30 protein-coding genes and 1 tRNA gene are annotated in these 22,382 nt (G+C 59.3%); all 31 read left to right on the top strand.

The annotated features are described in order from the left end of the window. Nucleotides 1-16 precede the first annotated feature (16 nt). The 31 genes from D3F01_RS09660 (at nt 17) to D3F01_RS09510 (ending at nt 22,368) form a co-directional block, all read left to right on the top strand. Entirely contained in the window at nt 17-250 is a 234-nt protein-coding gene (locus tag D3F01_RS09660) for a DUF739 family protein (RefSeq protein WP_098922788.1), read from the top strand. Beyond that, entirely contained in the window at nt 247-504 is a 258-nt protein-coding gene (locus D3F01_RS09655; RefSeq protein ID WP_242888240.1) for a hypothetical protein, read from the top strand. The genes D3F01_RS09660 and D3F01_RS09655 overlap by 4 nt, the downstream gene beginning before the upstream one ends. Beyond that, nucleotides 501-719 carry a hypothetical protein gene (locus tag D3F01_RS09650; protein ID WP_242888238.1) on the top strand — a complete coding sequence of 73 codons (219 nt, stop codon included), beginning with the start codon at nt 501-503 and terminating at the stop codon, nt 717-719. The genes D3F01_RS09655 and D3F01_RS09650 overlap by 4 nt, the downstream gene beginning before the upstream one ends. Beyond that, entirely contained in the window at nt 709-990 is a 282-nt protein-coding gene (locus tag D3F01_RS09645; protein WP_156068510.1) for a hypothetical protein, read from the top strand. Before D3F01_RS09650 ends, D3F01_RS09645 begins: the two co-directional genes overlap by 11 nt. A gap of 107 nt (nt 991-1,097) precedes the next feature. Continuing rightward, nucleotides 1,098-1,412: a hypothetical protein gene (locus D3F01_RS09640; protein ID WP_242888236.1), complete on the top strand. Its 315-nt coding sequence runs from the start codon at nt 1,098-1,100 to the stop codon at nt 1,410-1,412. Then, nucleotides 1,409-3,301, top strand: a complete 1,893-nt coding sequence (locus D3F01_RS09635; RefSeq protein WP_242888234.1) for a hypothetical protein — start codon at nt 1,409-1,411, stop codon at nt 3,299-3,301. The genes D3F01_RS09640 and D3F01_RS09635 overlap by 4 nt, the downstream gene beginning before the upstream one ends. A gap of 101 nt (nt 3,302-3,402) precedes the next feature. Then, nucleotides 3,403-4,332 carry a DUF1351 domain-containing protein gene (locus tag D3F01_RS09630; protein WP_242888232.1) on the top strand — a complete coding sequence of 310 codons (930 nt, stop codon included), beginning with the start codon at nt 3,403-3,405 and terminating at the stop codon, nt 4,330-4,332. Nucleotides 4,333-4,348: 16 nt separating this feature from the next. Further along, entirely contained in the window at nt 4,349-5,191 is an 843-nt protein-coding gene (bet, locus tag D3F01_RS09625; RefSeq protein ID WP_242888230.1) for a phage recombination protein Bet, read from the top strand. Then, nucleotides 5,188-5,760, top strand: coding sequence for a hypothetical protein (locus tag D3F01_RS09620; protein ID WP_242888227.1), 573 nt, complete (start codon nt 5,188-5,190; stop codon nt 5,758-5,760). Before bet ends, D3F01_RS09620 begins: the two co-directional genes overlap by 4 nt. Nucleotides 5,761-5,784: 24 nt before the next feature. Then, nucleotides 5,785-6,591, top strand: coding sequence for a DnaD domain protein (locus D3F01_RS16030; RefSeq protein ID WP_242888225.1), 807 nt, complete (start codon nt 5,785-5,787; stop codon nt 6,589-6,591). Continuing rightward, nucleotides 6,575-7,204 (top strand): hypothetical protein, encoded by a 630-nt coding sequence (locus tag D3F01_RS09610; RefSeq protein ID WP_242888216.1) that lies wholly within the window; start codon nt 6,575-6,577, stop codon nt 7,202-7,204. Before D3F01_RS16030 ends, D3F01_RS09610 begins: the two co-directional genes overlap by 17 nt. Beyond that, the gene (locus D3F01_RS09605; RefSeq protein WP_242888214.1) at nt 7,182-7,499 is read left to right on the top strand and encodes a hypothetical protein; all 318 of its coding nucleotides are present in this window, start codon (nt 7,182-7,184) and stop codon (nt 7,497-7,499) included. Before D3F01_RS09610 ends, D3F01_RS09605 begins: the two co-directional genes overlap by 23 nt. Continuing rightward, a complete protein-coding gene (locus D3F01_RS09600) occupies nt 7,499-7,711 on the top strand; it encodes a hypothetical protein (protein ID WP_242888212.1) in 213 nt (70 codons plus the stop codon). The genes D3F01_RS09605 and D3F01_RS09600 overlap by 1 nt, the downstream gene beginning before the upstream one ends. Then, the gene (locus D3F01_RS09595; RefSeq protein ID WP_242888210.1) at nt 7,708-8,205 is read left to right on the top strand and encodes a hypothetical protein; all 498 of its coding nucleotides are present in this window, start codon (nt 7,708-7,710) and stop codon (nt 8,203-8,205) included. The genes D3F01_RS09600 and D3F01_RS09595 overlap by 4 nt, the downstream gene beginning before the upstream one ends. Before the next feature lie 521 nt (nt 8,206-8,726). After that, nucleotides 8,727-9,113 carry a hypothetical protein gene (locus tag D3F01_RS09590; protein WP_242888208.1) on the top strand — a complete coding sequence of 129 codons (387 nt, stop codon included), beginning with the start codon at nt 8,727-8,729 and terminating at the stop codon, nt 9,111-9,113. Further along, on the top strand, nt 9,100-10,356 hold the full coding sequence (locus tag D3F01_RS09585) for a phage terminase large subunit (RefSeq protein ID WP_242888206.1): 1,257 nt from the start codon (nt 9,100-9,102) through the stop codon (nt 10,354-10,356). Before D3F01_RS09590 ends, D3F01_RS09585 begins: the two co-directional genes overlap by 14 nt. Continuing rightward, nucleotides 10,353-11,846: a hypothetical protein gene (locus tag D3F01_RS09580; protein ID WP_242888204.1), complete on the top strand. Its 1,494-nt coding sequence runs from the start codon at nt 10,353-10,355 to the stop codon at nt 11,844-11,846. Before D3F01_RS09585 ends, D3F01_RS09580 begins: the two co-directional genes overlap by 4 nt. Beyond that, on the top strand, nt 11,846-13,609 hold the full coding sequence (locus tag D3F01_RS09575) for a phage minor capsid protein (protein ID WP_242888202.1): 1,764 nt from the start codon (nt 11,846-11,848) through the stop codon (nt 13,607-13,609). Before D3F01_RS09580 ends, D3F01_RS09575 begins: the two co-directional genes overlap by 1 nt. Further along, nucleotides 13,596-13,796 (top strand): hypothetical protein, encoded by a 201-nt coding sequence (locus D3F01_RS09570; protein ID WP_117477235.1) that lies wholly within the window; start codon nt 13,596-13,598, stop codon nt 13,794-13,796. Before D3F01_RS09575 ends, D3F01_RS09570 begins: the two co-directional genes overlap by 14 nt. A gap of 9 nt (nt 13,797-13,805) precedes the next feature. Beyond that, nucleotides 13,806-14,129 carry a YjcQ family protein gene (locus D3F01_RS09565; protein WP_242888200.1) on the top strand — a complete coding sequence of 108 codons (324 nt, stop codon included), beginning with the start codon at nt 13,806-13,808 and terminating at the stop codon, nt 14,127-14,129. Between the two features lie 53 nt (nt 14,130-14,182). Further along, a tRNA-Trp gene (locus D3F01_RS09560) sits at nt 14,183-14,257 on the top strand. A 97-nt stretch (nt 14,258-14,354) separates the two neighbouring features. Then, nucleotides 14,355-14,915, top strand: coding sequence for a phage scaffolding protein (locus D3F01_RS09555; RefSeq protein WP_227613009.1), 561 nt, complete (start codon nt 14,355-14,357; stop codon nt 14,913-14,915). Nucleotides 14,916-14,931: 16 nt separating this feature from the next. Next, nucleotides 14,932-15,756 carry a hypothetical protein gene (locus tag D3F01_RS09550; RefSeq protein ID WP_098922811.1) on the top strand — a complete coding sequence of 275 codons (825 nt, stop codon included), beginning with the start codon at nt 14,932-14,934 and terminating at the stop codon, nt 15,754-15,756. A gap of 10 nt (nt 15,757-15,766) precedes the next feature. Further along, nucleotides 15,767-16,138 (top strand): hypothetical protein, encoded by a 372-nt coding sequence (locus D3F01_RS09545; RefSeq protein WP_242888198.1) that lies wholly within the window; start codon nt 15,767-15,769, stop codon nt 16,136-16,138. Next, on the top strand, nt 16,138-16,518 hold the full coding sequence (locus D3F01_RS09540; RefSeq protein WP_242888195.1) for a hypothetical protein: 381 nt from the start codon (nt 16,138-16,140) through the stop codon (nt 16,516-16,518). Before D3F01_RS09545 ends, D3F01_RS09540 begins: the two co-directional genes overlap by 1 nt. A 4-nt stretch (nt 16,519-16,522) precedes the next feature. Further along, nucleotides 16,523-16,897, top strand: a complete 375-nt coding sequence (locus D3F01_RS09535; RefSeq protein WP_242888192.1) for a minor capsid protein — start codon at nt 16,523-16,525, stop codon at nt 16,895-16,897. After that, complete coding sequence (locus tag D3F01_RS09530) at nt 16,897-17,349, top strand: hypothetical protein (protein WP_242888189.1); 453 nt, start codon at nt 16,897-16,899, stop codon at nt 17,347-17,349. The genes D3F01_RS09535 and D3F01_RS09530 overlap by 1 nt, the downstream gene beginning before the upstream one ends. A 14-nt stretch (nt 17,350-17,363) precedes the next feature. After that, nucleotides 17,364-17,918 (top strand): hypothetical protein, encoded by a 555-nt coding sequence (locus tag D3F01_RS09525; RefSeq protein ID WP_242888187.1) that lies wholly within the window; start codon nt 17,364-17,366, stop codon nt 17,916-17,918. 65 nt (nt 17,919-17,983) lie between these two features. Next, a complete protein-coding gene (locus tag D3F01_RS09520; RefSeq protein ID WP_242888185.1) occupies nt 17,984-18,481 on the top strand; it encodes a hypothetical protein in 498 nt (165 codons plus the stop codon). Then, a complete protein-coding gene (locus D3F01_RS09515) occupies nt 18,474-19,070 on the top strand; it encodes a Gp15 family bacteriophage protein (protein WP_242888183.1) in 597 nt (198 codons plus the stop codon). Before D3F01_RS09520 ends, D3F01_RS09515 begins: the two co-directional genes overlap by 8 nt. 181 nt (nt 19,071-19,251) lie before the next feature. Beyond that, nucleotides 19,252-22,368: a phage tail tape measure protein gene (locus D3F01_RS09510; RefSeq protein WP_242888181.1), complete on the top strand. Its 3,117-nt coding sequence runs from the start codon at nt 19,252-19,254 to the stop codon at nt 22,366-22,368. Nucleotides 22,369-22,382 lie beyond the last annotated feature (14 nt).

The raw sequence follows: 22,382 nt of genomic DNA, 5'->3' as shown, positions 1-22,382 counted from the left end.
AAGGAGGTGAATCACCATGAAGAAGCCTTATCTCAAAATCAGTCGTCTGGCAGAAGACCAGGATCTCAACCAGGGCGCACTAGCGGCCCTGATTGGGGTAAGCTCCAACACGATGACCGCACGGCTCAAGGGGACACAACCTTGGAGGAGTGACGAGATCGTTATCATCTGCAGAGCACTGCACATTCCGCAAGAAAAAATCGGGGAGTATTTCTTCCCGGCAATCGCAAAGGAGGAAAAGACCGCATGAAACCTTATACCCTCGCATCTGAGCGAGCCGCAGCGCCCACTGGATGCGCGTACATCGCACCGCTGTTTTGGAACAAGTGGTTCCGTTGGAGCGGTAGTCAGGCATCTGGCTGCTACCAGCTGGGCGGACAAATCAAGGATGAAAGCCACACCGGGCTGCAGATTTTTGCTGATGGCGAATGGCACCCGGTCATCGGATGGGCATTGGACGACTGCAGACCCGCAGTCAATTGTCTTCAGGAGGTAGGAGCATGAATATCAGCCCGAACGCTCAGTTAAAAATCCAGCTGGGGAAGGATGGGAACCCCAAGATTTATGCCTACGGTACAGAGATGGAACAGAAAGCCCTTTGCGCCGCTCTGATTGCCGGGATTTGCATAGATCAAAGAAATCCGGAAGCATTGCTCAGCATAGTGACTACTGCCGCAGACCTCATGGACAGAATGGAGGAATCCCCCAATGAAGATTAAATCCCGCGTCTGGTACTGGCTGGCTGCTGCCAGCGGTGCCGTAAGTCTGCTGTACGGCATGGGCATCGAGGGTGGTGCACAGCTGGGCAGCTCCATCTCTGACAGCCAGTTCGTCACGGCCCTGTGCCTGGTTCTGGCAGCGGTAGCGTTCCTGCGGCTGGGCTTTGCCGCCCAGGATCGTGAACAGAACGCCCGCCGCTATGGCCGCGTTGACCGCACCCACGCCCGTACCGAAGAGCCGGAGTACCGGCAAAACCGGAGGGGCGCATGAAAAGCAAATGAGCCCGCCCGTGCTGGTAACACGGACGAGCCCAAAGGGTGATGGAATTCACAAGCCCCATCACCTTTGATGATATCATATCAGGAAGGATTTTACAAATGAAAGGTATTTTAGCAGAGCCGGGCAAGGCCCCGGTGATCGCATCCCTGCCCGACAGCCTGTGGGCCATTGAGAACCGGCTGGGCACTCCCTGCGAGATGATCGTGTTGCCCCGCACCCCGGCGGTGCTGTTCGTGGGCCGGTACGATGGCCCCATCCAGCCCGCCAGTCTGCTCAACCGGAAGTACCGGGGCCGCCAGCTTTACGGGCTCATCCTCTGCTACGGCTGGAAGGACAACAACATCCAGCCCATGAACAAGGATGTGCAGACCGAGATGCTGGACCGCCTGAAGGGCGCTGAGGTGAAGGTATGACTACCTATATCTGCAAATGCGGACGGCGAGTGAAGAAATCCACCGATGCCAGTACCACTGGCAACCGCCTATCCGGCTACGCACCCGGCCATGAGTGCTGGGGATGCCCCTATGCCATGCCATACGGAGACTTTCAATGGGATGAAAGTGCTAGAACTGTAAGCCGGGAGACTCGGGGCTACGAGTGCCGGATGAGCAAGACCCTCACTTATGCGTCAGAGTTCGCTGGCTCTGTCAAGGATAAATGCACCTGTCGAGTGCATAGTCTGGACTTCGACTTTCTGTCTCAGGTCTCCGCATGGATCAAAGACACTTATCCAGACAGAGAGATTTTTGGCTCATTTTCCAAAGATATTCGTGCATCGGACTATGGATCTGACGGGCGCTATTGCCTGACAATCACATGCACTCAGAATCTGAAAGGTGTTGCCGCAAAAAGAGAGCTGTTTGGTCAGTTTTTCAATCTGGATGGAAGCCGCAAGGACATGACACCGCAGCAGGAAATGGAAAAGATTCTTGCCGACATCAAAAAAGCAAAGGAGATTCTCTCATGTGCACCTGCCCAGAATGCGGATGCTGCTGTGACTACGGCAGAGAATGCTGTTCCGACTGCCACAGCGGCAACGCCGACCATCTCGGAGAGCGGGGCGGATGCAAGCGCATCGACCCCCGCGACATCCCTGCAGAACTGCGAATCGGCCCCTGCCGCATCGGCGGGCGGTTCTTCTGTATCAACAGCTGGTGCCATGCAGGACAAGCCCCTAACTACCGTGCCGGATGCAATGCGCCCGGCGTTTGATTATTCCGGCCTGACTGACCAGACCGTGGAGGACCTGCACTTTGCCGAGGACGAATACCGCCACGGCAAACAGATGGCCGAGCGCGGCCTTGTCCACATGGGCAATGCCATTGCCGTGGCTCACGATGCTCTATGTGGAGTTGTCGCACAATGCGACAACTCGAAGCACGGCAATCGTGGAGATGACACTTTCCGGGCATGGTGCGTATCTATCGGCATCACCAAGGATACCGCATACCGGCTGCTGCAGGTCTCGGCACTGCTGGACGGCAGCAGCCCCCGCCAGCAGAAGATCCTGAAGGAGCTGTCTCCCACTCTGCTGTATGCCGTAGCAAAGCCCAGCGCCCCTGCAGAGCTGGTGGAGCAGGTCAAGAATGGTGACATCACCACCAACAAGCAGTATCAGGAAGCCATGGCCCAGATCAAGGCCGAGAAGGACCGTGCCGCTGCTGCCGAAGCCCGGGAGGAAGAGGCGTGGAACATGGTAAGCAAGGCGCAGGATGAAGCCCAGACTGCCAAAAACGACTTGGATGCCGCCCTTGCGGATGTGCAGGGGCTGGACGAGGAAAATGCCCGGCTGAAAGCCGAGAAAGAAAAAGCAGAACGGAGCTATAACGAAATGTACGAAAGCCGCATTGCGGCCAACCTCCAGCGCCAGAAGGCCGAAGCCGAGCGCGACAGGGCCGAAGAGAGAGCAAAAAATGCCGAAGACGCTTTGAAAAAACAGCCCATCACGGCGGTCATCGATGAGGAAGAGATCGACCGCCGGGCCGCAGAAAAAGCCTGGGGCCTTGCAGATGCCCGGAACGCCGAACTGGCCAAGGACAACGCCAACCTGAAGAAACAGGTTGCGGCACTCCGCTCCCGCATCAACGATGATGCCCAGGCAGATTTTGAGCAGGCCAACTACTGCGCCAGCCTGATGCGGGCGGCGTGGGATAACAGCAAGGCCAGCTATTCCCGGCTGGTGGGCGAAGATCTGGAAAGCACCTTTCAGACCATCTGCGGTACCCTGAACAGCATCATGGAGGAGGCCTCCCTGCTCTGCCGCCAGCCGCCTGATTATGACGGAGGTGACAGGGATGAATGAGATGTACTGTCTGGATCTTGACCGTTACGGCCCGCCCATGGAGCCGCCCGACGATTACTACTTTGCCCCCGACCGGGAGCCAGAAGAGGAGGAACTGACCGATGACGAATGAATTGACTGTCCGGGTAGAGCGCCCGGTAATCCCGGCCATGAACTGGAACAAGGATGAGGTGCAGAAGAACCTTGACGAACTTCTGGCCTCCTATACAGGCCGTGTGTACACACCTGAATCCATCAAAGATGCAAAAGCCGACCGTGCTGCCGTCAACAAGTGGGACAAGCAGCTGGCTGCTGCTCTGACCGCCGCCAAGCGGCTTTACACTGACCCGCTGGAGGATTTTCAGAAGAGCATCCGGGAGATGCAGACCCAGTGCAAGAAGATCTCCGGTGCTATTGATCAGCAGGTAAAAGCAGTAGAACAGGCCCAGCGGGAAGAAAAGGCATCCACCCTGCGGCTTGTCTACCGGGACTGCATCGGGGAACTGGAACCTCTGATTTCTTTTGACCGTCTGCTTGTGCCCCAGTGGCTCAACAAAACCTTTGACCTCTCCCAGGCCGAAAAGGAACTGCGCAAGGCTGTGGAGACCCGGCGGGAGGAACTGCGTCTCATCCGGGAGACCTGCGGTGAAGACGCTGAACCCTGCATTACCGAATACCTGCGGGCCCTGAGCGTCAATGATGCACTGCATGAGCACAGCCGCCGGGAGCACGCCCGTGCGGCTCAGGCTGAGGCAGAGGCCCAGCGACAGGCCGCAGAACGTGCCAGAGCCGCTGCGCCGGTCATCATCCCGCCCACCGAGGAAGAGCGTCAGCTGAAAGAAGATGCCGCACAGGAGGCCCGGAGCAACGCCTTTGTGACAGCTTCCGGGAGGCTGGACTGCGAGGTATTGCAGCAGTTCGCCCTGCCTGGCACAGGCCTTGCACCTGCCCGCAAACGCTACCGCTTCTGGGTAGATTTCACCCCGGAAGACATCGAATGGTTCAAAGCCGAAGCTAAAAAGCGCGGCTTTGCATATGGTTCTGTAAAATAATTGGAGGATTTTACTTATGGCTTTTTCTCGTCCCGGCGCACCTGCGCCCACCATGTCCGCAAACACCACTGGCACCACCACCGCCGCCCGGATGACTGCAATGCAGCAGCGTGCCGCCCAGAGCGGCGCTCTGCAGGCTGCCAGCCCGGCCAAGCCCGTGGAGATCACTTCTGCCGACGGCCAGCACATGACCGTCAGCTTCTCGGATGTCCGCAACTTCATCTGTCAGAAAGCCACCGATGCCGAATGCAAGATTTTCCTCGAGACCTGCAAGCAGTACCGCCTGAATCCCTTTACCAAGGAAGCCTACCTCATCCACTACGATAACAACAGCGAGGACACCCCCAGCACCATCGTTCTGGGCAAGAACTGCTACCTGCAAATGGCAGAGCGCCACCCCAGCTATGACGGCTTCGAGGCCGGGGTCATCATCTTCGATAAGGTGGCCGGGGAGTACCAGAAGCGGGAGGGTTCCATCGTCTACGAGGGCGAGGAACTTCTGGGCGGCTGGGCCAAAGTCTATCGCAAGGACCGCACCCGCCCCAGTTACGAGGAAGTGAAGCTGACCGAATACGACACCGGCAAATCTCTGTGGAAGGGCAAAAAAGCTACCATGATCCGCAAGGTTGCCCTTGTCCATGCCCTGCGGGAAGCATTCCCCTCCACCTTCGGCTCTCTCTATGACGAGAGCGAGGTCCATGTGGATGCTGAGTCCACCGCCGTGGAGCTGGACGAGGCCGGACAGGTTCCGGCTCCACGCTGGACCCGCATCAAGGAAGCTGTTGAACAGGCCGATGCTCTGACCGTGGAGGACGCTGACAGCGCAGACGACCCCTTTGCCGGGGGTGATGAATCGTGATCCTGACCCACAAGACCGGCGTACTTCTCCACGGAACTCTCGTCAAAGACCCTGTGCTCAAGGACGTGGGCCAGAAGCAGGTACTCAAGTTTGACGTGAAGGCACACAGCGTCAAGACCGGCACCGGCAACTGGGAGGGCCTGTATGTTCAGGTCAACGTCTGGCACGGGCTGGACAAGTGGGACGGGCTGCTGCTGAAGGGCGATGCCGTCACTGTCTTTGCCCGGGAGCTCAAGAGCCGGGAGTATAACGGCAAGACCTATTACGACGTGGATGCCGACGACATTCAGCCTGGCGGCATGGTAATCTTCCGGTGGATGCAGAACCTCATTGACCTTTGCACAGAGGCCCCGGCACCGCCCGAACCAGCGCTCACTCAGGAGCCAACGCCCTTTGATGAGCCTGCCCCGGTGCAAACCAGCCTTTCTGGCGGGCAGATGTATCCCGGCGAAGACCTGGCCGACTATGCTCCCCGCGCCTCTCAGGCGGCAGCGCCTGCCGGGCCCGCCGCAGGCACCCCGGAAGCAGATGCCCTCATCGACGATGATACGGATGACCTGCCGTTTTAACCACACCAGAAAGGAGTTCAGACCGTGGGCATTGACCCATCCCGTGGCTTTGTTGCCTTTCCCCGCGGTCTGACTGACTGGGAATGGTATTCAGAGCCCAACACTGCCCGCCTGTTTTTCCACCTGCTACTCACCGCCAACTGGCAGGAAAAGCAGTGGCAGGGCATTAGCATCAGGCCCGGACAGCTGGTTACAAGCCAATCTCAACTGGCAAAACAGCTTGATTTGAGTGTTCGGAACATCCGGACAAGCTTAGAGCATTTACAGGCGACAGGCTATCTGACAGTCAAAACAGGCTCAAAATACAGCATTGTCACGATAGAAAACTATGCTTCGCTTGTTGGCAGTGACAGGCAAAGTGACAGGCAAGCGACAGGCAACCGACAGGCTGCCGACAACAACTTAACAAGTCTAACAAACCAACAAGCTAACAAGTCGTCGTCTGCGGCTGCGCCGGAGCCGACCGGACGACCGACGACCTCACCCTTGGTATCAGAGTTTGAACAGGATATCGGCAAGCTGAGTGCCTCCGGGAAAAGAGAGCTGACAGGATACGCTGACCGGCTGGGCGAGGAACTGGCACGGGTGATCCTGCGCAAGTGCATTGATGCCGGGGCACATAGCTGGGCCTATGTGCGGAAGGCACTGATCGAGGCCGAAACCCAGGGCTGTAAATCTGCTGAGGAGTACCGCATGACGAATCCCATTGGAGCGGGACGCAATAAGCGGGTGGACAGACCGGAGCCCAGCGGGAATGATTTTCTAAAAAACGCAGCCCGCCGCCGTCCGCTCACCAAGAAAAAGGAGGATTCCAATGTACCGGAACCATGAGCACTACCCCGACCCGACAGCTGACCGGGCATTGGGCAGCCTCCGCCGAAAGGAGAACCAATTGAACACCGGAAAACAGTTCGAGGCAGACTGGAAAAGCTCCATGCCGAAGGATGCCTGGTGCTATCGACTGAAAGACAGCGCGGCCACCTATTACGGCGGCAACGAGAACCTGAGCTTCTCCATCGATAACATCTGCGACTTCGACGTGTACCGTTACCCCATGCACCATTACTTCGAGCTCAAGACCATCGAAACGCCCAGCATCCCACTGGAAAAGATCCTGGGCCGATTCGACCGGGAGCGGCAGAAGTACCACAAGCTCAAACACATCACCGATATGGCCCACGCAGCATCCTTCAAGGGCCAGACCGCCCATGTAGTCATCAATTACCGGGGCAAAGTCAACCGCACCTTTGCCGTACCGGCCAGCGCTGTGCTGGAGTACATGAGCACCCAGACCCGCAAGAGCATTCCATGGCAGTGGGCCGCCCTGAACGGCATCGAGGTGGAGCAGCACCTGCTGCGCGTTCACTGGCGGTATGACGTGGAAGGACTGCTGAGAAAATTGGAAGGAGGAAACGACAGAAATGCAGGAAGTAAGACTGATTGATGCGAATGCTTTGCACGATAGGGTTTCAAGAATGGGGTTGCAGAATGGCTCTGTGCTGGGCCACCACAGCGGAACAGCTGACATCATTGCAGAGATGATCCAGAATGCCCCCACCATTGACCCGGAAAGCTTGCGGCCAGTAGCACACTGGGAGAACGACCCCAATGGCGCAGGCAGTGATGTTTTTTCCTGTTCAAATTGCTGCGAACGGATTTGTCTGGATGACCAGGGCTATTTTCCGGAAATGGATTACAAGTTCTGCCCGTACTGTTGTGCAAGGATAGAGAATGTCTAATGAACAAGAAATATAAGCCCGGCGCATACATCGTTTCTCTCGACCACCTGATGGAGCAAGAATTTGTATATTGCGCCGGAAAGCTCATTCACAAGGGGTGGTTCAGCAGCTGGCAGCTTCGATATGCAAAAGCGGAGCTTTCTCGGCTCCGCGTCCGAGAAGCGGTCAACGGCGAGGAATTTGAGATTGAAGAAATGGAGGACGATACATGATCCGCACATGGACATCTGAAAGTGACATTCCGAAGCCGGACAAACCCGGCAATGTGCAGAAAATCCGGGAATGGCTTGAGCACTTGCCGAAGATGAGGGCGCTGATCCGGCAGCACGAGGAGCGCATTGCAAGCCTACGCAGTGCCGCCACCATGATTACCTCCAGCACATCCGGTGCACCCGGGCATTCCGGCACCAGCGACAAGGTGGGCACCAACAGTGATGCAGCCATTGACGCGGAAACAAAGCTGGCTGAACTGAAGTGCCAGTACGCCGAGATGCAAAAACAGGCTATCGAAATTGCCTATATGCTCCATGCGGACCCTGTGTCGGTGAAGCGCAGCAAATGCATCGTGATGTTCTATGTGGAAGGCAAGAAACATGCCGACATCGCACCCAAAGTTGGCTATTCCAAGTCGTCGCAGGTTTCACGGGCCATATCGGAGGGGATTGAACAGTTGGCAGAACTCGTGAATGAATTGAATCTTAGTTGAATCTGTACACCTTGCACAATGTCGGAGCGCATTATTTTTACATGCCCTAGGATTTACTTGTTATCGACATCTGTGCTATCGTGATACCATCGGCAAAGCCGAAAGGCAGACCGATGCCATAGCAGCTTCCAGAATGTGCCCGTCCGACATCACGTTCTGTGAGCTGCTTCTATTATGCCGCCTGAGCGCAATGTGGTGCGCGTTCACGAGTGTAGTCGTGGAAGGTTCGATTCCGAGGGCGGTTCCAATTCGCCGCCGACCCCGTAGGCGGTACAGCCTGACGCATGGGGCTACATACTCCCCACCGGAAGCTCATGTGGTGGGTGGCGGGATCTCCTTGCCCGCCCTCTGACCTCCCCACATACGCCGGAGGCACCGGAATCCACAGGCGGGTTTCAGGTATTTTCCCGCTGGATGTGCGTCAATTGCCCTGCATGGAAACATGCAGGGATTTTTTATGCTATTTTCTGCCGTCCTGAGGGGCGGCTTTTTTGTACCCTGACAACGAGAGAGGTGGTGACGTGTCGAATGAAAAGAATCTCATTCCGTTCAATGAACGAACGGAGAGCGAACAGAGAGAGATCGCCCAGAAGGGCGGCATTGCATCCGGTGCGGCCCGCCGCCGCAAACGGTCCATGCGTCAGGCGGCTGACTACTACCTGAGCCTGCCGGAGACCGACCGCCGCCGGGTAAACGCCATGCTGCGGGACCAGATTGACCCGGAGGACGTGGACAACCAGATGAGCGTGGTCATGGGCATTGCAGCCGCTGCCAAGCAGGGCGATGCCAGGGCAGCCAATGTCCTGCTGAAAATGCTGGGTGAGGAGACCGTACAGGAAGACCCAGGCGCGGATGCTCTGGCAAAGGCCAAGGAGCTGCTGGGAGGTGTGGACAGTGCCATTGACTGAGTTTCAGCAGGAGTACCTGCGCAACTGTTCCCACCGGTGGAACGTCAAGACCGGGGCCACCCGAAGCGGCAAGACCTACCTGGACTGCGCTGTGACCATCCCGAAGCGGATCTGCGCGGCCCGGGGCGAGGGCCTGCTGGTGCTCATGGGCAACACCCTGGGCACACTGGAGCGCAACGTGCTGTCCCTGATGCGGGAGCTCTGGGGCCCCGACCTTGTAGGCGTGATCCGCACCTCGGCAGCAGGCAACGTGGTACAGCTGTTCGGCAAGAAGGTCTATGTCCTCGGCGCTGACAACAAGAAACACATCGCCCGCATTCAGGGCGCTGCCTTTGAGTACGTCTACGGTGACGAGATCACCACCTGGGACGAAGGCGTGTTCCAGATGCTGAAAAGCCGCCTTTCCTGCCCCCACTCCCATTTTGACGGCACCTGCAACCCGGAAAGCCCCACTCACTGGTTCAAGAAGTTTCTGGACAGCGACGCTGACATCTACTGTCAGGCGTATACCATCGACGATAACCCTACGCTTCCGGCCCAGTTCGTGGCCGATCTGAAAAAAGAATACACCGGCACGGTCTACTATAACCGCTTTATCTTGGGGCAGTGGATGGCCGCCAACGGCGTGATCTACCGCCTGCTGGCCGACAGCCTTGCCGCCGGAGATGGGCGTTTTTTCTGGCCTGTGGACAAGCCGCTGCACCCGTGGCGGGTGCGCATCGGGGTGGACTTTGGCGGCAACGGCTCCAAACACGCCTTTGTGGCAACGGCCATCCTACCGGGCTGGTCCGGCGTGGTAGGGCTGGCATCCCAGCGCATCGACCCTGTGGCGCAGGATGCCGACTTTCTGGCCGACCGGCTGCTGGAGTTCTGCATGGCTGTCTTTGCCCGCTGGGGCGAGATCCAGTACATCTTCTGCGATTCCGCGGAGCAGACGCTGATCAATCACATCCGGGCAAGGCTCCGGCGCTGCAAACTGAGCTGGCTGGCCGACCGGGTGGAAAACAGCGCCAAGATCCGCATCAATGACCGTATCCGCCTGACCTGCATCCTGATGGGCGGCGGGCGGTTCTGGCTGCTGCCAGAGGCTTCCACCCTCCGGGATGCCCTTGCCACGGCCCTGTACAGCGGCAAGCACCCCGGCGTGGACGAGCGGCTGGATGACGGCAGCACCGATATCGACACATTGGACGCTTACGAGTACACCATCGAGCGCGATTTCAAGAGGTTGACCAACACATGAACATCACCGCATTTCTGAACTACCTGAACAAGACGCGCGGGTGGGCCATCGATGCCGACTACTACGGCTACATCGAGACCTGGCGGCAGTGGTGGCAGGGCAGCGTGCCCAAGGTACACACCCGTGCCGCTGAATACGCAAACGGCACAAAGAAGCGCCCTATTGCCTCCCTGCGGATGCCGAAACGGGTCTGCGAGGACTGGGCGAATCTCCTGCTGAACGACCGCACCACCTTCCAGATCAAGGACGCTGACACCGCGTCCTATCTGCTGGGTGACGATGAGCAGCAGGTGGGCGGCCTGCTCCGGGAGCTGCACTTCTGGCGCAATGCCAATGCTCTGGTGGAACAGGCCTACTGGTCCGGCACCGGCGCCTTTGTGCTGAGTGCCGAAAACCTGACTGTCGTGAAAGGGAAAGCTGTCCCCGGCCCGGATACCCGCCTGAAGCTGGACTATGACCCGGCTTCCTGCATCCTGCCTCTGCGGGTGGAACGGGGCATCGTGACCGAAGCAGCCTTTGTCTCCGAGTGCATGATGGAGGGCAGACCCGCAGTCTATCTGCAGACCCACACCGGCAATGAGACCCGGCGCACCATCCGCAACGAGTGGTTCCGGGTAACGGATGGAGTTTCGGGCGCTCCGGTGTTTGAAGCCCTGCAGGCCCCGCCGGGTACGGCAGAAAGCATCACGGTGGAGGGTTCTCCCCCGTGGTTTGCCCTGTTCAGCCCGGCCGCAGTCAAGAACCTTGACGGCGGCACAGGGCTGGGCATGAGCGTCTTTGCCGAAGCACTGGCAGAGGCCCAGGGCATCGACCTTGCCTTTGACAACTACCGGGAGGATATCCGGCTGGGCCACAAGAAGATCTTCTACTCTGCGGACATCTGCCGCAAGGTGGTGGACCAGGAGGGCGTGGAGCACTCTATTCCACCCGATGACGATGTGCAGAGCCAATTCGTCACCCTGCCCCAAAAGGAAGGGAGCCTCGACCAGTCCAGCGAATACCACGAATACAACCCTGACCTGCGGGTGGAACAGAACCACAAGGCTGTGCAGGATATGCTGAACCTGTTCAGCTTCAAATGCGGCCTGGGCTGCCACCGGTACAATTTCGAGCTGGGCAACGTGACCACAGCCACCGAGTACAACGGCAGCCGTCAGGATCTGGTGGCCAGCGCCAATAAGAACCAGATCCCCATCGAGGGGGCGCTGGTGGGCATCGTGCGGGCCATCCTGTGGGCGGCAAAGAACCTGCAGGGAGCGGCGGTGGACCTCGACACCCCCATCTCTGTGGACTGGGACGACAGCTACATCACCGATGCCGAGACCCGGATGAGCCAGATGCGGGACGATGCCCTGAGCGGCCTTTTGCCCCGGTACAAGTATCTGTCTGCCCGGTACGGGGTCAGTGAAGAGGATGCCCGCAAGCTGGCGCAGGAAGCCGCTGACGAGAACAAGCAGCCTGAGCTGAGCTTCGTCGGCGGGGGCGGCTGATGCTGGCCCCGGACTATCTCGACCACGCACCCGACCGGCTTGTGCTGCTCTGGCAGCAGGTCGAGGACGACATCCTGCGAGACGTGGCCCGGCGCATCTCCAAAATGGACACCCTAACCCCCACGGCCAACTGGCAGCTTTGGCGGTATGAACAGACCGAAGCCCTCCGGCAGGACGTGGTAAAGAAGCTGGCCCGCTACACCGGCAAGAGCGAAGCCGAGATCCGGCGGCTCATGCAGGAAGCGGCCACCCGGGCCATGGAGGCCGAGGACGAGATCTACTACCACTACGGCAAGGAACCCACGCCCTTTGCCGACAATGCCACCCTGCAGGCCCTGCTCAACGCCGGCTATCAGCAGACGGCAGGAACCTTTCACAACCTGACCGCCACCACGGCAAACACCGTCAGCGGCCAGTTTGAAGCCGCTCTCGACCGTGCCCATCTCAAGGTGAGCAGCGGTGCGTTCGACTACAAGAGCGCCGTCAAGAGCGCGGTGGACAGTCTGGCCGACACCATGAAGTACGTCACCTACCCCACCGGCCACACCGACACGCTGGAAGTTGCCGCCCGCCGGGCGGTGCTGACTGGTGTGAATCAGACCGGTGCAAAGCTGCAGGTGGCCCGGGCCGATGAGATGGGGGTTGAGTTCTTCGAGACCACGGCCCACGGCGGGGCCCGGCCTTCCCACGCTGAGTGGCAGGGCAGGCAGTTCCACCGGGGCGGCGCTGTGGACTACATGGGCAGACATTACCCGGACTTCGAGGCCGCCACCGGCTACGGCACCGGGGCCGGGCTTTGCGGCTGGAACTGTCGGCATCAGTTCTTTTCGGTGTTCCCGGAGCTGGGTGCACCGCCTGCATGGACACAGGAGAGCCTGGAAGCCCTCAACGCCCGGGATATCGAGTACAACGGCTGCAGATACACCCGGTACGAGATCAGCCAGATGCAGCGGGCCCGGGAGCGCACCGTGCGCAAGTACAAGCGCCGGTATCTGGCTGAGGATGCCGCCGGGGCCGACACCACCGCCAGCGCGGTGAAGCTCCGGCAGGCCCGTCAGGAGCTAGCTGACTTTATCAGTGCCACCGGCGGCAGAGCCGACAGCGCCCGCACCAGCGTGGCAGGCTTTGGCAGGAGCGCCAGTAGTAAGGCAACGTGGGCGGCGAAGAAGGCAGAGCCACGCGGCATTCTTCAAAAACTCAATTTTTCTGATAGTGTTTCACAGTCTGAGCGTGAAGGCATTGAAAAAGAGCTTTCCGTCATTCCTCAATGGCAGCGCGATAAGGCTGAAAGCATCATCAACAAGGTCGTAATGACAGAGAAAGATGCCGCTGGAAGCGGCTATTATTATCCAGACAAAACGCTTTATCTTCACCCTGAGCGCAAAAGCGGTGATGTTATTCACGAGTATGGCCACGCATTGGAGATTTCCCTCAACCTGCGGCACAACTCCAAATACATCAGCATCCGAAAATCCGGGATTGATGTTGAAGATTTTTCTAAAATCGTGTATGATGACAGTACCTATACACAAGCGATTTATCTTCTTCAGAACAGCAAATTCATTTCTGAGTATCAGGGACGGCTATATGAATCTCCCACGGATGGAATTTTTAAAGCCGGAACGATGCAGATCAATGAAGATATGCTGAAGGAATATTTCAGTGAAGGGTATCGCGCTTTTTATCAGGAGCCCTCTGCCCTGAAAGAGAAAGACCCGCAGCTCTATCATTTTATCGAGGGATTGAAAGATGACAAAAAGTGAAGTGCTTCTGCTTGATGAACCCTCTGCAATCTGGAACGAAATGCAAAAGAATCCGGCATTGCGAACAGATGGAGATGTCTGGCTGCACATGACCCGCCTGTCAGCCAAGCAAGACCGACAGTGGTCTCGGGAAGCGTATGGCGACCCGGAAGCGTATCTGTATATGGACTTAAACAAAAAGAAGTGAGGTGTCATCATGGAAGATTTTCGTGTCATCTACCGCATTTTGAAGCATCTGCAGCAGAGCATGGACTTTGAGGAGTTCGATTGCGCTGGTTTTACTGCCGAGCGCTTCGGTACGAATCCGAACCGGTTTCAGGCACTTTTGATTCAGCTGCAGAAAGCAGGTTACATTGAGGGCCTGAACATCGTCCAGTATATCCGCCAGCCGGAGCGCATCAAACCGCCCATGGAACCGCATATCACCTTGCAGGGGCTTGAATATCTTCAGGAAAACAGTCTGATGAAAAAGGCCGCCGCATTTGCAAAGGGTGTTAAGGAAATCGTCCCCGGCATCTAACAACCAAATACCGCCAGCGTCTTTGCCCAGCCGGGCAGGGGCGCTTTTTTCATGCCGTATTCGCTCAGTGGCAGAGCGCCGGTCTCCAAAACCGGATGCCGCAGGTTCGATTCCTGCATACGGTGCCATCGCAGAGGGCAGTGCGTACCCTGCCCACAACCGAACACGGACGGAGAACCGTGTCACCAAACCGTGGTTTCACCAACAGAAAGGAGTTTTTCCACCATGAAGCGTGAAGACGTGAAGAAACAGATCCCCGGCATCACCGAGGAACAGCTCAACTGGATCATGGCCGAGAACGGTAACGATGTCAACCGGGAAAAGACTGCCGCCGAGCAGTACAAGACCCAGCTGGAAAACACCCAGGCTCAGCTCAAGACCGCCCAGGACGGCCTTGCCGCCTTTGACGGCAAGAAGAAGCCCGAGGAATACGAGGCAGACATTGCCAAACTCAAGGGCGATATGCAGGCTCAGGCTGAGGGCTTTGCCTTTGACAATGCCCTGAACACCGCCATTCTGGGAGCCAAGGGCCGCAGCGTCAAGGCGGTCCGGGCACTGCTGGATCTGGATGCCCTCAAGGGCTCCAAGGACCGTTCCACCGATATCTCCAAGGCTCTGGAAGAAGCCGCCAAGGCGAACCCCTGGGCCTTTGGCGAGGCGGAAGAGGGCGGCGCTGGTTCCGTTCACGTTTCCAGCGGCAAAGAGCACGGCACCCCGCCCGCCGGGGACGTTGACCCCGTGACCGCTGCCTTCAAGGCGATGAACCCCGATATCAACATTGAATGAGAGAAAGGATATTCTTATGGCACATGAAGCACAGGTCCGCTATTCCAATCTGGTTGACCTCAAGCTGCGCAAGACGCTGGTGAAGAAAGTCGGCGTGATCTGCAACAACCGCTACGAGGGCAGCCCCAAGGCAGGTTCCGTCAAGGTTCCCGTCCGCGACACCGAGGTTGTGGTGAACGACTACGACAAGGCCAAGGGTGCAAAGCAGACCAGCGGTGACACCACCTACCTCACCGTCAACATCGACCACGACAAGGCCGTGAATGAGATCATCGATGGTTTCGATGCAGAGAGCGTTCCCGGCAATCTGGTGGCTGACCGCCTGGACAGCGCCGGTTACTCTCTGGGCCTGCAGATGGACTCTGACGGCTCCGTGGAGCTGACCACCGCAGGCACTGCCTTCGGCAATACCACCGCCCTGACCGAAAAGACCATCTACGCCAACATCGTGGATGCACGCACTCAGCAGTCCTCCATCGGCGTGCCCACCGCAGGCCGCTGGCTGCTGGTCTCCCCGGACACCTACGGCCTGCTCCTGAAGAGCCCCGAGTTCATCAAGGCTTCCGACCTGGGCGACGCGGTCGTTCAGACCGGCGCTGTGGGCAAGATCGCAGGCTACACCGTGTTCGAGGATTCCACCCTGGGCGAAAACGTGGAGTATGTGGCCGGTCATCCCAACTGGTTCGCCGTCATCGATGAGTGGGCCGTTCCCGTCCACCTGCAGGACCTCTCCGGCTCCGGCGACTTCATCGGCGCATCTGCCGTGCAGGGCCGCAAGGTCTACGCCTACAAGGTCACCAAGGGCCAGACCATTCTTGTTAAGAAGAAGGTCGCAGCATAAGGAGGCCGCCATGCTTTACTGCACCTATGACCAGTACCAGACAGCGGGAGGTACGCTGGACGAGGCCGCCTTTGATACGCTGTGTGCCCGGGCTTCCCGGCTCATCGACCGGCACACCTTTGGCCGGGCAGAGTCCCACGCTAGGGCCTGTGCCGGGTGCGCCGCCCTGCTGGCCGATGCCTGCGTCCAGATCGTCGATGCCATGAGCGCCGCACAGAGCGCCTGTGCCGTGCCCGGGGCTTCCAGCGTGTCCAACGATGGCTACTCTGTCACCTTCGCCAGCGGGGCGCTTTCTGAGCGGCTTGCAGCGGAAGCGCAGGGCATCCTCTCCAACGCGCTGGGCAGCGACCCCCACGGCCTGCTGTATCGGGGGTGTTTCTGATGCAGTGCAGCGTAACTGTGGTGAACCTCATCCACGACACCGCCACCGAGATTGACCGGCCTGTCTGCCACGTCATCCCGGGGAGCAGCTGGCGGGAGAAGCTGGACACCTCCGGCGGCGACCCCCAGCGGACGGTGCACATCCGGCTGCCCCCTGCCGCCGGGTATCTGTCCTATTTCCAGTGGGCAAAGCTCCCGCCCGGGGAAAAGGCCGCACACTGGACGCTCAAGCGGGGCGGCAAACTCATCTGCGGCGCTGTCCGCAGCCTGACCGAGGCCGAGTATGCCGCCCTCGAGAAAACACACATCTGCTGCACGGTGGCGGCGGTCTCCGACAACCGGGAACCGCTGCTGCCGCATTTTCATGTAGAGGGGAGCTGAGGAAATGAGTGCACCCGTTATTGACCTGAAGCTCAGGTTCCGGCCCGGCTTTCAGGCCGAAATGGACAAGGGCTTTCAGAAGGTCCAGTATGCGTTCTCACAGCAAGTTGCCAAAGCTGTGGACCCTTATGTGCCCTTCGATACCGGTACGCTGAAGAACAGCGTCAACCAGACATCTGACTTCAAGGGCGGAAAGCTGGTCTATAACACCCCGTATGCCAGGCGGCAGTATTATCTGCACACGCAAGGGCAGGGGCTGCATGGAGAGAACCACCTGCGCGGCTCCTACTGGGGGCAGCGGGCCATCGCCGACCACAAAGACGAGCTGATCCAGTTCGCCAAAAACGCCGCCAGAAAAGAGCTGGGAGGTGGAATGTAATGCCCAAAGCGTCCATTACGGCCCTGCGGAACTGGCTCAAGACCTGCCCGCTCATCGCCGAGGAGCAGGATGCCACCGGTGCGGCCTTCCGCATTGCCGGGCTGGAAGAGGAAGCCACTGCTTTTTCCATTGAGGACAGCCCCACCGACCCCATTGTGGAGAGGTACATCTCCGGGCGGGATCTGGCGAAGAACTACCTCTTCCTGTCTCGAAGGGAGTTCGGGGAGACCGATGTGCTCACCATTGAGAACAGCGGCTTCTTTGAACAGCTGGCCGACTGGGTAATGGAACAAAATGACTGCGGCATCCTGCCTGATCTGAGCAAATGCGGGCACGGCAAGGAAGCCCAGAGCATTGAAGTCACTTCCACCGGCTACATCGTCACCGACGGCTCCGGAAGCTGCAAAATGCAGATGCAGCTCCGGCTCGTCTACTATCAACCCAAACTTTGAAAGGAGACCATCCTATGACTGTTTCCGAAACCCTGACCGCGCTCAAGACCAAGAAGGGCATCGTGCCCAGCGCGGACTACACCGGCACCGAAAAGGCCGATGATTTCATCTTTGCGATCCAGACCGATGCCTCCACCCAGACCAAGGAGAGCGACTGGATCGTGTTTGCAGAGCGTGTCAAGGAGCACTCCGGTGCCCTGAACGCTTCCACCGAGGACGTGGCCTATATCCGCGCAGGCACTGTCACCGAGAAGGGCGAGACCCAGCGCACCTTCTCCCTGAACGGCAACCGCTGCGTGGGCGACCCCGCGCAGGATTTCCTGCTCTCCCACAGGATTAAGTTCGGCTCCGGCACTGAGGTGGTTTTCCCCTACATCTACTTCAGCGCAAAGACCGGCAAGGGCGAGAAGGGCGAAGCCGCCTTTATCGTCACTGCCGATGCAAGCGGCTCCGCCAGCAACTCCGCAGGTTTTGCCTGCGACGTGAAGGGTGTTGGCGTTCCGGCTGAGTTCAACTACCTGACCCTGACTCAGGCCGACACGCAGTCCACCAAGGCTGCCAAGGTCTGATAACAACACCACACAGCCCTCGTTTCCGGTGAACGGGGGCCCTTTTTGTAACAGGAGGATTTCCCATGACCATCAACGGCATTGACTTTGACTTTTCTACCCTGAACGCCAACGACGTGGATCGGATGCTGGCTGCACAGACCCGGCAGCAGGAACGTGCCCGGACGGAGGGCAGCCGCTACACTCCCGAGAGCGATTACCCTGCCTGGCTGCGCTTCCAGTGCCGCATCTTTATGGACTACCTGGACGAGGTTCTGGGCGAGGGTGCTTCTGAGAAGCTTGGGCTGGACGGCAGCAACTTCAACGCCTGCCTGACAGTCAGCAAGGCCTTTGCCGAAGCCATGGCCGCAGAAAAGGCCAGTGTCAGCGCGCTGATCCACCCCACCGAGGAGCGGGCGCAGGCTTCGGCAGCACAGGCCATCCCTGCCCCCATGAACCGTGAGCAGCGTCGGGCCGCAATCAAGGCACATCCCGCCGTGGTGGATTTCCAGGCGCAGGAAGCGGCAAAGGCCGCCCGCCGTGCCCAGCTGAAGGCAGAGCTTGAGGCACTGGACAATGCATGACCTGCTGACGGACACCCTGCCCACTGAGTGGGAGGGCCGCGCCATTAACTGGGACTTCCGGCCCATGGTCTGGCTGCTGATCCGCACCCGCCGCGTCAAAACCGACGAGGACAGCGCCCGGCTGATTGCATCGGCCATCCCGCTCTTCTTTGTGGAGCCGATCCCGGTGGCGCAATATCCGGAAGCCTTTGCATCTCTGGTGCGTTTCTGCCAGGGCGGAGGCCCCGAGGACGAGGAGCGCACCGGGACTGGCAGCAGCAGCGACCCACAGGACGAGCCTGTGCTGGACTACCGGTGCGATGCCGACTACATCGTGGGGGCCTTTCAGCAGGCCTACGGCATCGACCTGACCACCGACAAGGTGCACTGGTGGCGCTTCAAAGCGCTACTGCACGCCCTGCCGCCGGAAACTCCGCTGGGCAAGATCGTGGAGATCCGGGGCAAGGACACCTCCGGCATGGACAGAGCCGACCGGGACTACTACGAGACCCTGAAAGAGCGCTTTGCCCTGCCGGATGGGCTGAAGGGGGTGAAGCGGAACGAGACCCTGCAAGAGCACGAGGACGCTTTCCTCGACCGCTTCAGCTGATTCCCGCGCCCCGGTGCCCTGCCCCTTCTGCGGCAGAGCGCTGCCCGTGTGGGCTGCTCCCGAAGCCTGCGCCCACGGTTTGTGGGTAAAATGCAAAAACCCCGCATGTAAGCGGGAGATAGAAATCAAGTTATAGCAGCCTGTGCCCCTGTGCCCGCGCTCCGATTGAGAGGTGGACACAGTGGCATTTGATTTTAGCGTTACCGGCAACACCAAGTTGGACACCAGCGGCTTCACGCAGGGTGTCAGCAGCATGACCGTCGCCGCCGGAACGCTGATTGCAGACCTGGTAAAGACGGCCAGCAGCCAGCTGACGAATCTTGCCCAGAGCGCGATCCGGAACGGCTCCGTCTACGAGACATCGCTTGCCAAAGTCGGGACCATCGCCGATCTTGGCAAGCTTTCGATCCAGAAGCTGGGCAGTCAGATCACGGACATGTCCAACACCATGGGCATTGCGGCCACGGATATTGCCGAGGCTACCTACCAGGCCATCAGCGCCGGGCAGGACACGGCCAACGCTGTGGAATTTGCAGGCCAGGCAGCGAAACTGGCAACCGCCGGTTTTACCTCCACAACCTCCGCCGTGGATATCCTGACCACTGCCCTGAACGCCTACGGCTTGAGCGCCGACCAGGCGACCCATGTTTCGGATGTGCTGCTGACCACCCAGAACCTGGGCAAAACCAGCGTGGACGAACTTTCGTCCAGCATGGGCCGTGTCATCCCGCTGGCGGCTGCTTACAACGTCAGCGTAGAAAACCTGTCCAGTGGTCTAGCCGTGATGACCGCCAACGGTATCGCCACTGCAGAGGCAACTACTTACACAAAATCCATGCTGAACGAGCTGGGAGACACCGGCTCTACCGTAGGCAAGATCTTGCAGGCTGAGACCGGTAAGAGCTTTGCCCAGCTGAACGCCGAAGGCAAGAGCCTTGGCGATGTACTGCAGATCCTGTACGACAGCGTGGGCAACGACAGCACCGCCTTTGCGGGGCTGTGGTCCAGCGTGGAAGCCGGAACCGGTGCTCTTTCACTGGCATCGGGCGGTGCGGACAAATTCAACGGCGTGCTGGCCCAGATGTTGGACAGTGCCGGAGCGACCGACACCGCCTACCAGACCATGACGGACACCTTCCAGCACAGCATGGAAAGTCTCCAGACCACGGCAGAGAACCTGAGCATTGACCTATTCGAGGCCCTGGAGCCGGGCCTGATGGAAGCCGCCAACTGGGGCACCGACTGCCTGAACACCCTGACGAGCGCTCTGAATGAGGGCGGCCCGCCCGCCATGCTGGACGCAGCCAGCGGCATTCTGGAAGATCTGACCGCAGGTGTTGTTCAGAAGATACCCGGGCTGGCATCGGCAGCAACGCAGGTCATCACCAAGCTGGTGCAGTATCTGGCTGACCATCAGGACGAGATATTCGACGCGGGCATCCAACTGCTGAAACAGCTCATCATCGGCATCACCGACAACCTGCCCCAGCTGATCACAGCAGCAGCGGAGCTGATTGCCAAGTTTTCTGCCGCGCTGCTCTCCCACCTGCCAGACCTTCTGAACTGCGGTGCGGCCCTGCTGACCACTCTGGTAGACGGCATCATCCGCAGCATCGAGAACCTGGGCGAAGCCGCCCTCGCCTGCATCGCAAAGCTCACCGGCGTGTGGGACGGCAGTATGGATGAGTGGGGCCACATCGGCGAGAACATCGTCACCGGCCTGCTGAACGGCATCACCGAGATGTGGGACACGCTGGTGTCCACAGTCAAGGGCAAAGTCAACGGCATGGTAAGCACCGTCAAGAACGTGCTGGGCATCCACTCGCCCTCGAAGGTGTTCACCGAGATCGGCGAAAACGTCACGCAGGGCCTTGTCAACGGCATCAATACCGGTGCACCGGCGGCAGAGCAGGCCATCCAGAACATTGCCCAGACCCTCTCCACCAACGGGCCGGATTTTGCTAACGTAGGAGCTACCATCACGGAGCAGTTCCGCACCAAGCTCACCGAGGGCTGGGCGCAGATCCAGGCCGACATCCAGACGGATGCGCTGGGGGCCATCGAGACGCTGGCAACGGCCCTCAAGGATGGCGACCTCGAGAGCCTGGGTCTGTGGGCGGCCAGCTACTTCTGGCAGGCCTGCACCAAGGAGCAGCAGGCGCAGATCCAGAGCGTGGCCATGGGGGCCCTGAACCAGCTGGGCAGTGCTTTGGGCGGCGTGTTCGGGAACCTCGCCAATCTGGCCATGGGGCTGGTGGCGCAGTTCGTGCCCGCCGCGGCCAGCGCCACAGCCGGGCAGACCGCCCTGAACGTGGCCATGGACGCGAACCCCATCCTCTTTGTCATCTCCCTCATCGGGATGCTGGTGGGGGCTCTGCTGAACTTCTCCGGCAAAAACAAAGAAGTAGCCAACGGCTTCCAGTCCGTCTGGGCGGGTGTCGAGGACTTTATGAGCTACATCTTCGAGGGCCTGATGCGCATCGTGGCGGCGGGCATCGAGGGCTTCGTTGTCCTCATCAACGGCCTGATCTGGATGTACAACAAGGTGGCGTGGCTCTACGGCGGTACGCTCGATTATGTCAGTAACCCCGCCTGGGACTATGCCAACCAAATCGCTGCCGACCGCAAGGCCCGGCAGGAGGCGCGAAAAAAGCAGCAGGAAGCTGCCAATAACCCCAGCAGCTCCGGTTCTTCTGCCTCCTCCCAGAAGGTCATCGAGAGCATGACCGACACCAGCAAGACCACCAATGCCGACGGCAGCACCGTGACCACCAAAGTGCTCACCGAGAAGCTGCAGGATGAGACCGGCAAGATCACCCAGCGGGTGACCAAGACCGTCACCGAGGCGGGTACCAAGCTGGTGGACGGCGTGGAGCGCTCCTACAAGACCGTGACCACCTATGTGGATGGCATCCAGACAAAGGTGGAGCGCAGTTTGGATGACATCGCTAAGACCACCACAGGCACAAAACCTGGCTCCACCACGCCGACCGCCCCCACCCCGGACAAAGACCTGACCGACGCTGTGGAGGCCAACACCGAGGCCCTGCTGGCCGCAAACAGCAAGCTGGCCGAAATGGTGCGGCAGGCCAACACGCTGGTGCTGTCTGACAACATGGCCATCAGCCGGTCTGTGGCCGCTTCCGGCACGGCACAGGTGGCCGCAGCCGCCAACCAGTACCACCGGGAGGGCGACACCAACATCATCCAAAATATCTACTCCAAGGCCCAGACGGCGGCAGATCTCCAGCGGGAAGCACGCTGGGAAGCCGACCGGGCCAAGGCCCAGAAACGATGAAAGGAGGGCTCCAC

It is taken from the genome of Faecalibacterium sp. BCRC 81149 (assembly GCF_022750605.1).
In the GTDB taxonomy this organism is placed as follows: domain Bacteria; phylum Bacillota; class Clostridia; order Oscillospirales; family Ruminococcaceae; genus Faecalibacterium; species Faecalibacterium duncaniae.
The sequence above is the reverse complement of the archived record's forward strand: the minus strand, read 5'-3'. Positions and strand labels throughout refer to the sequence as shown.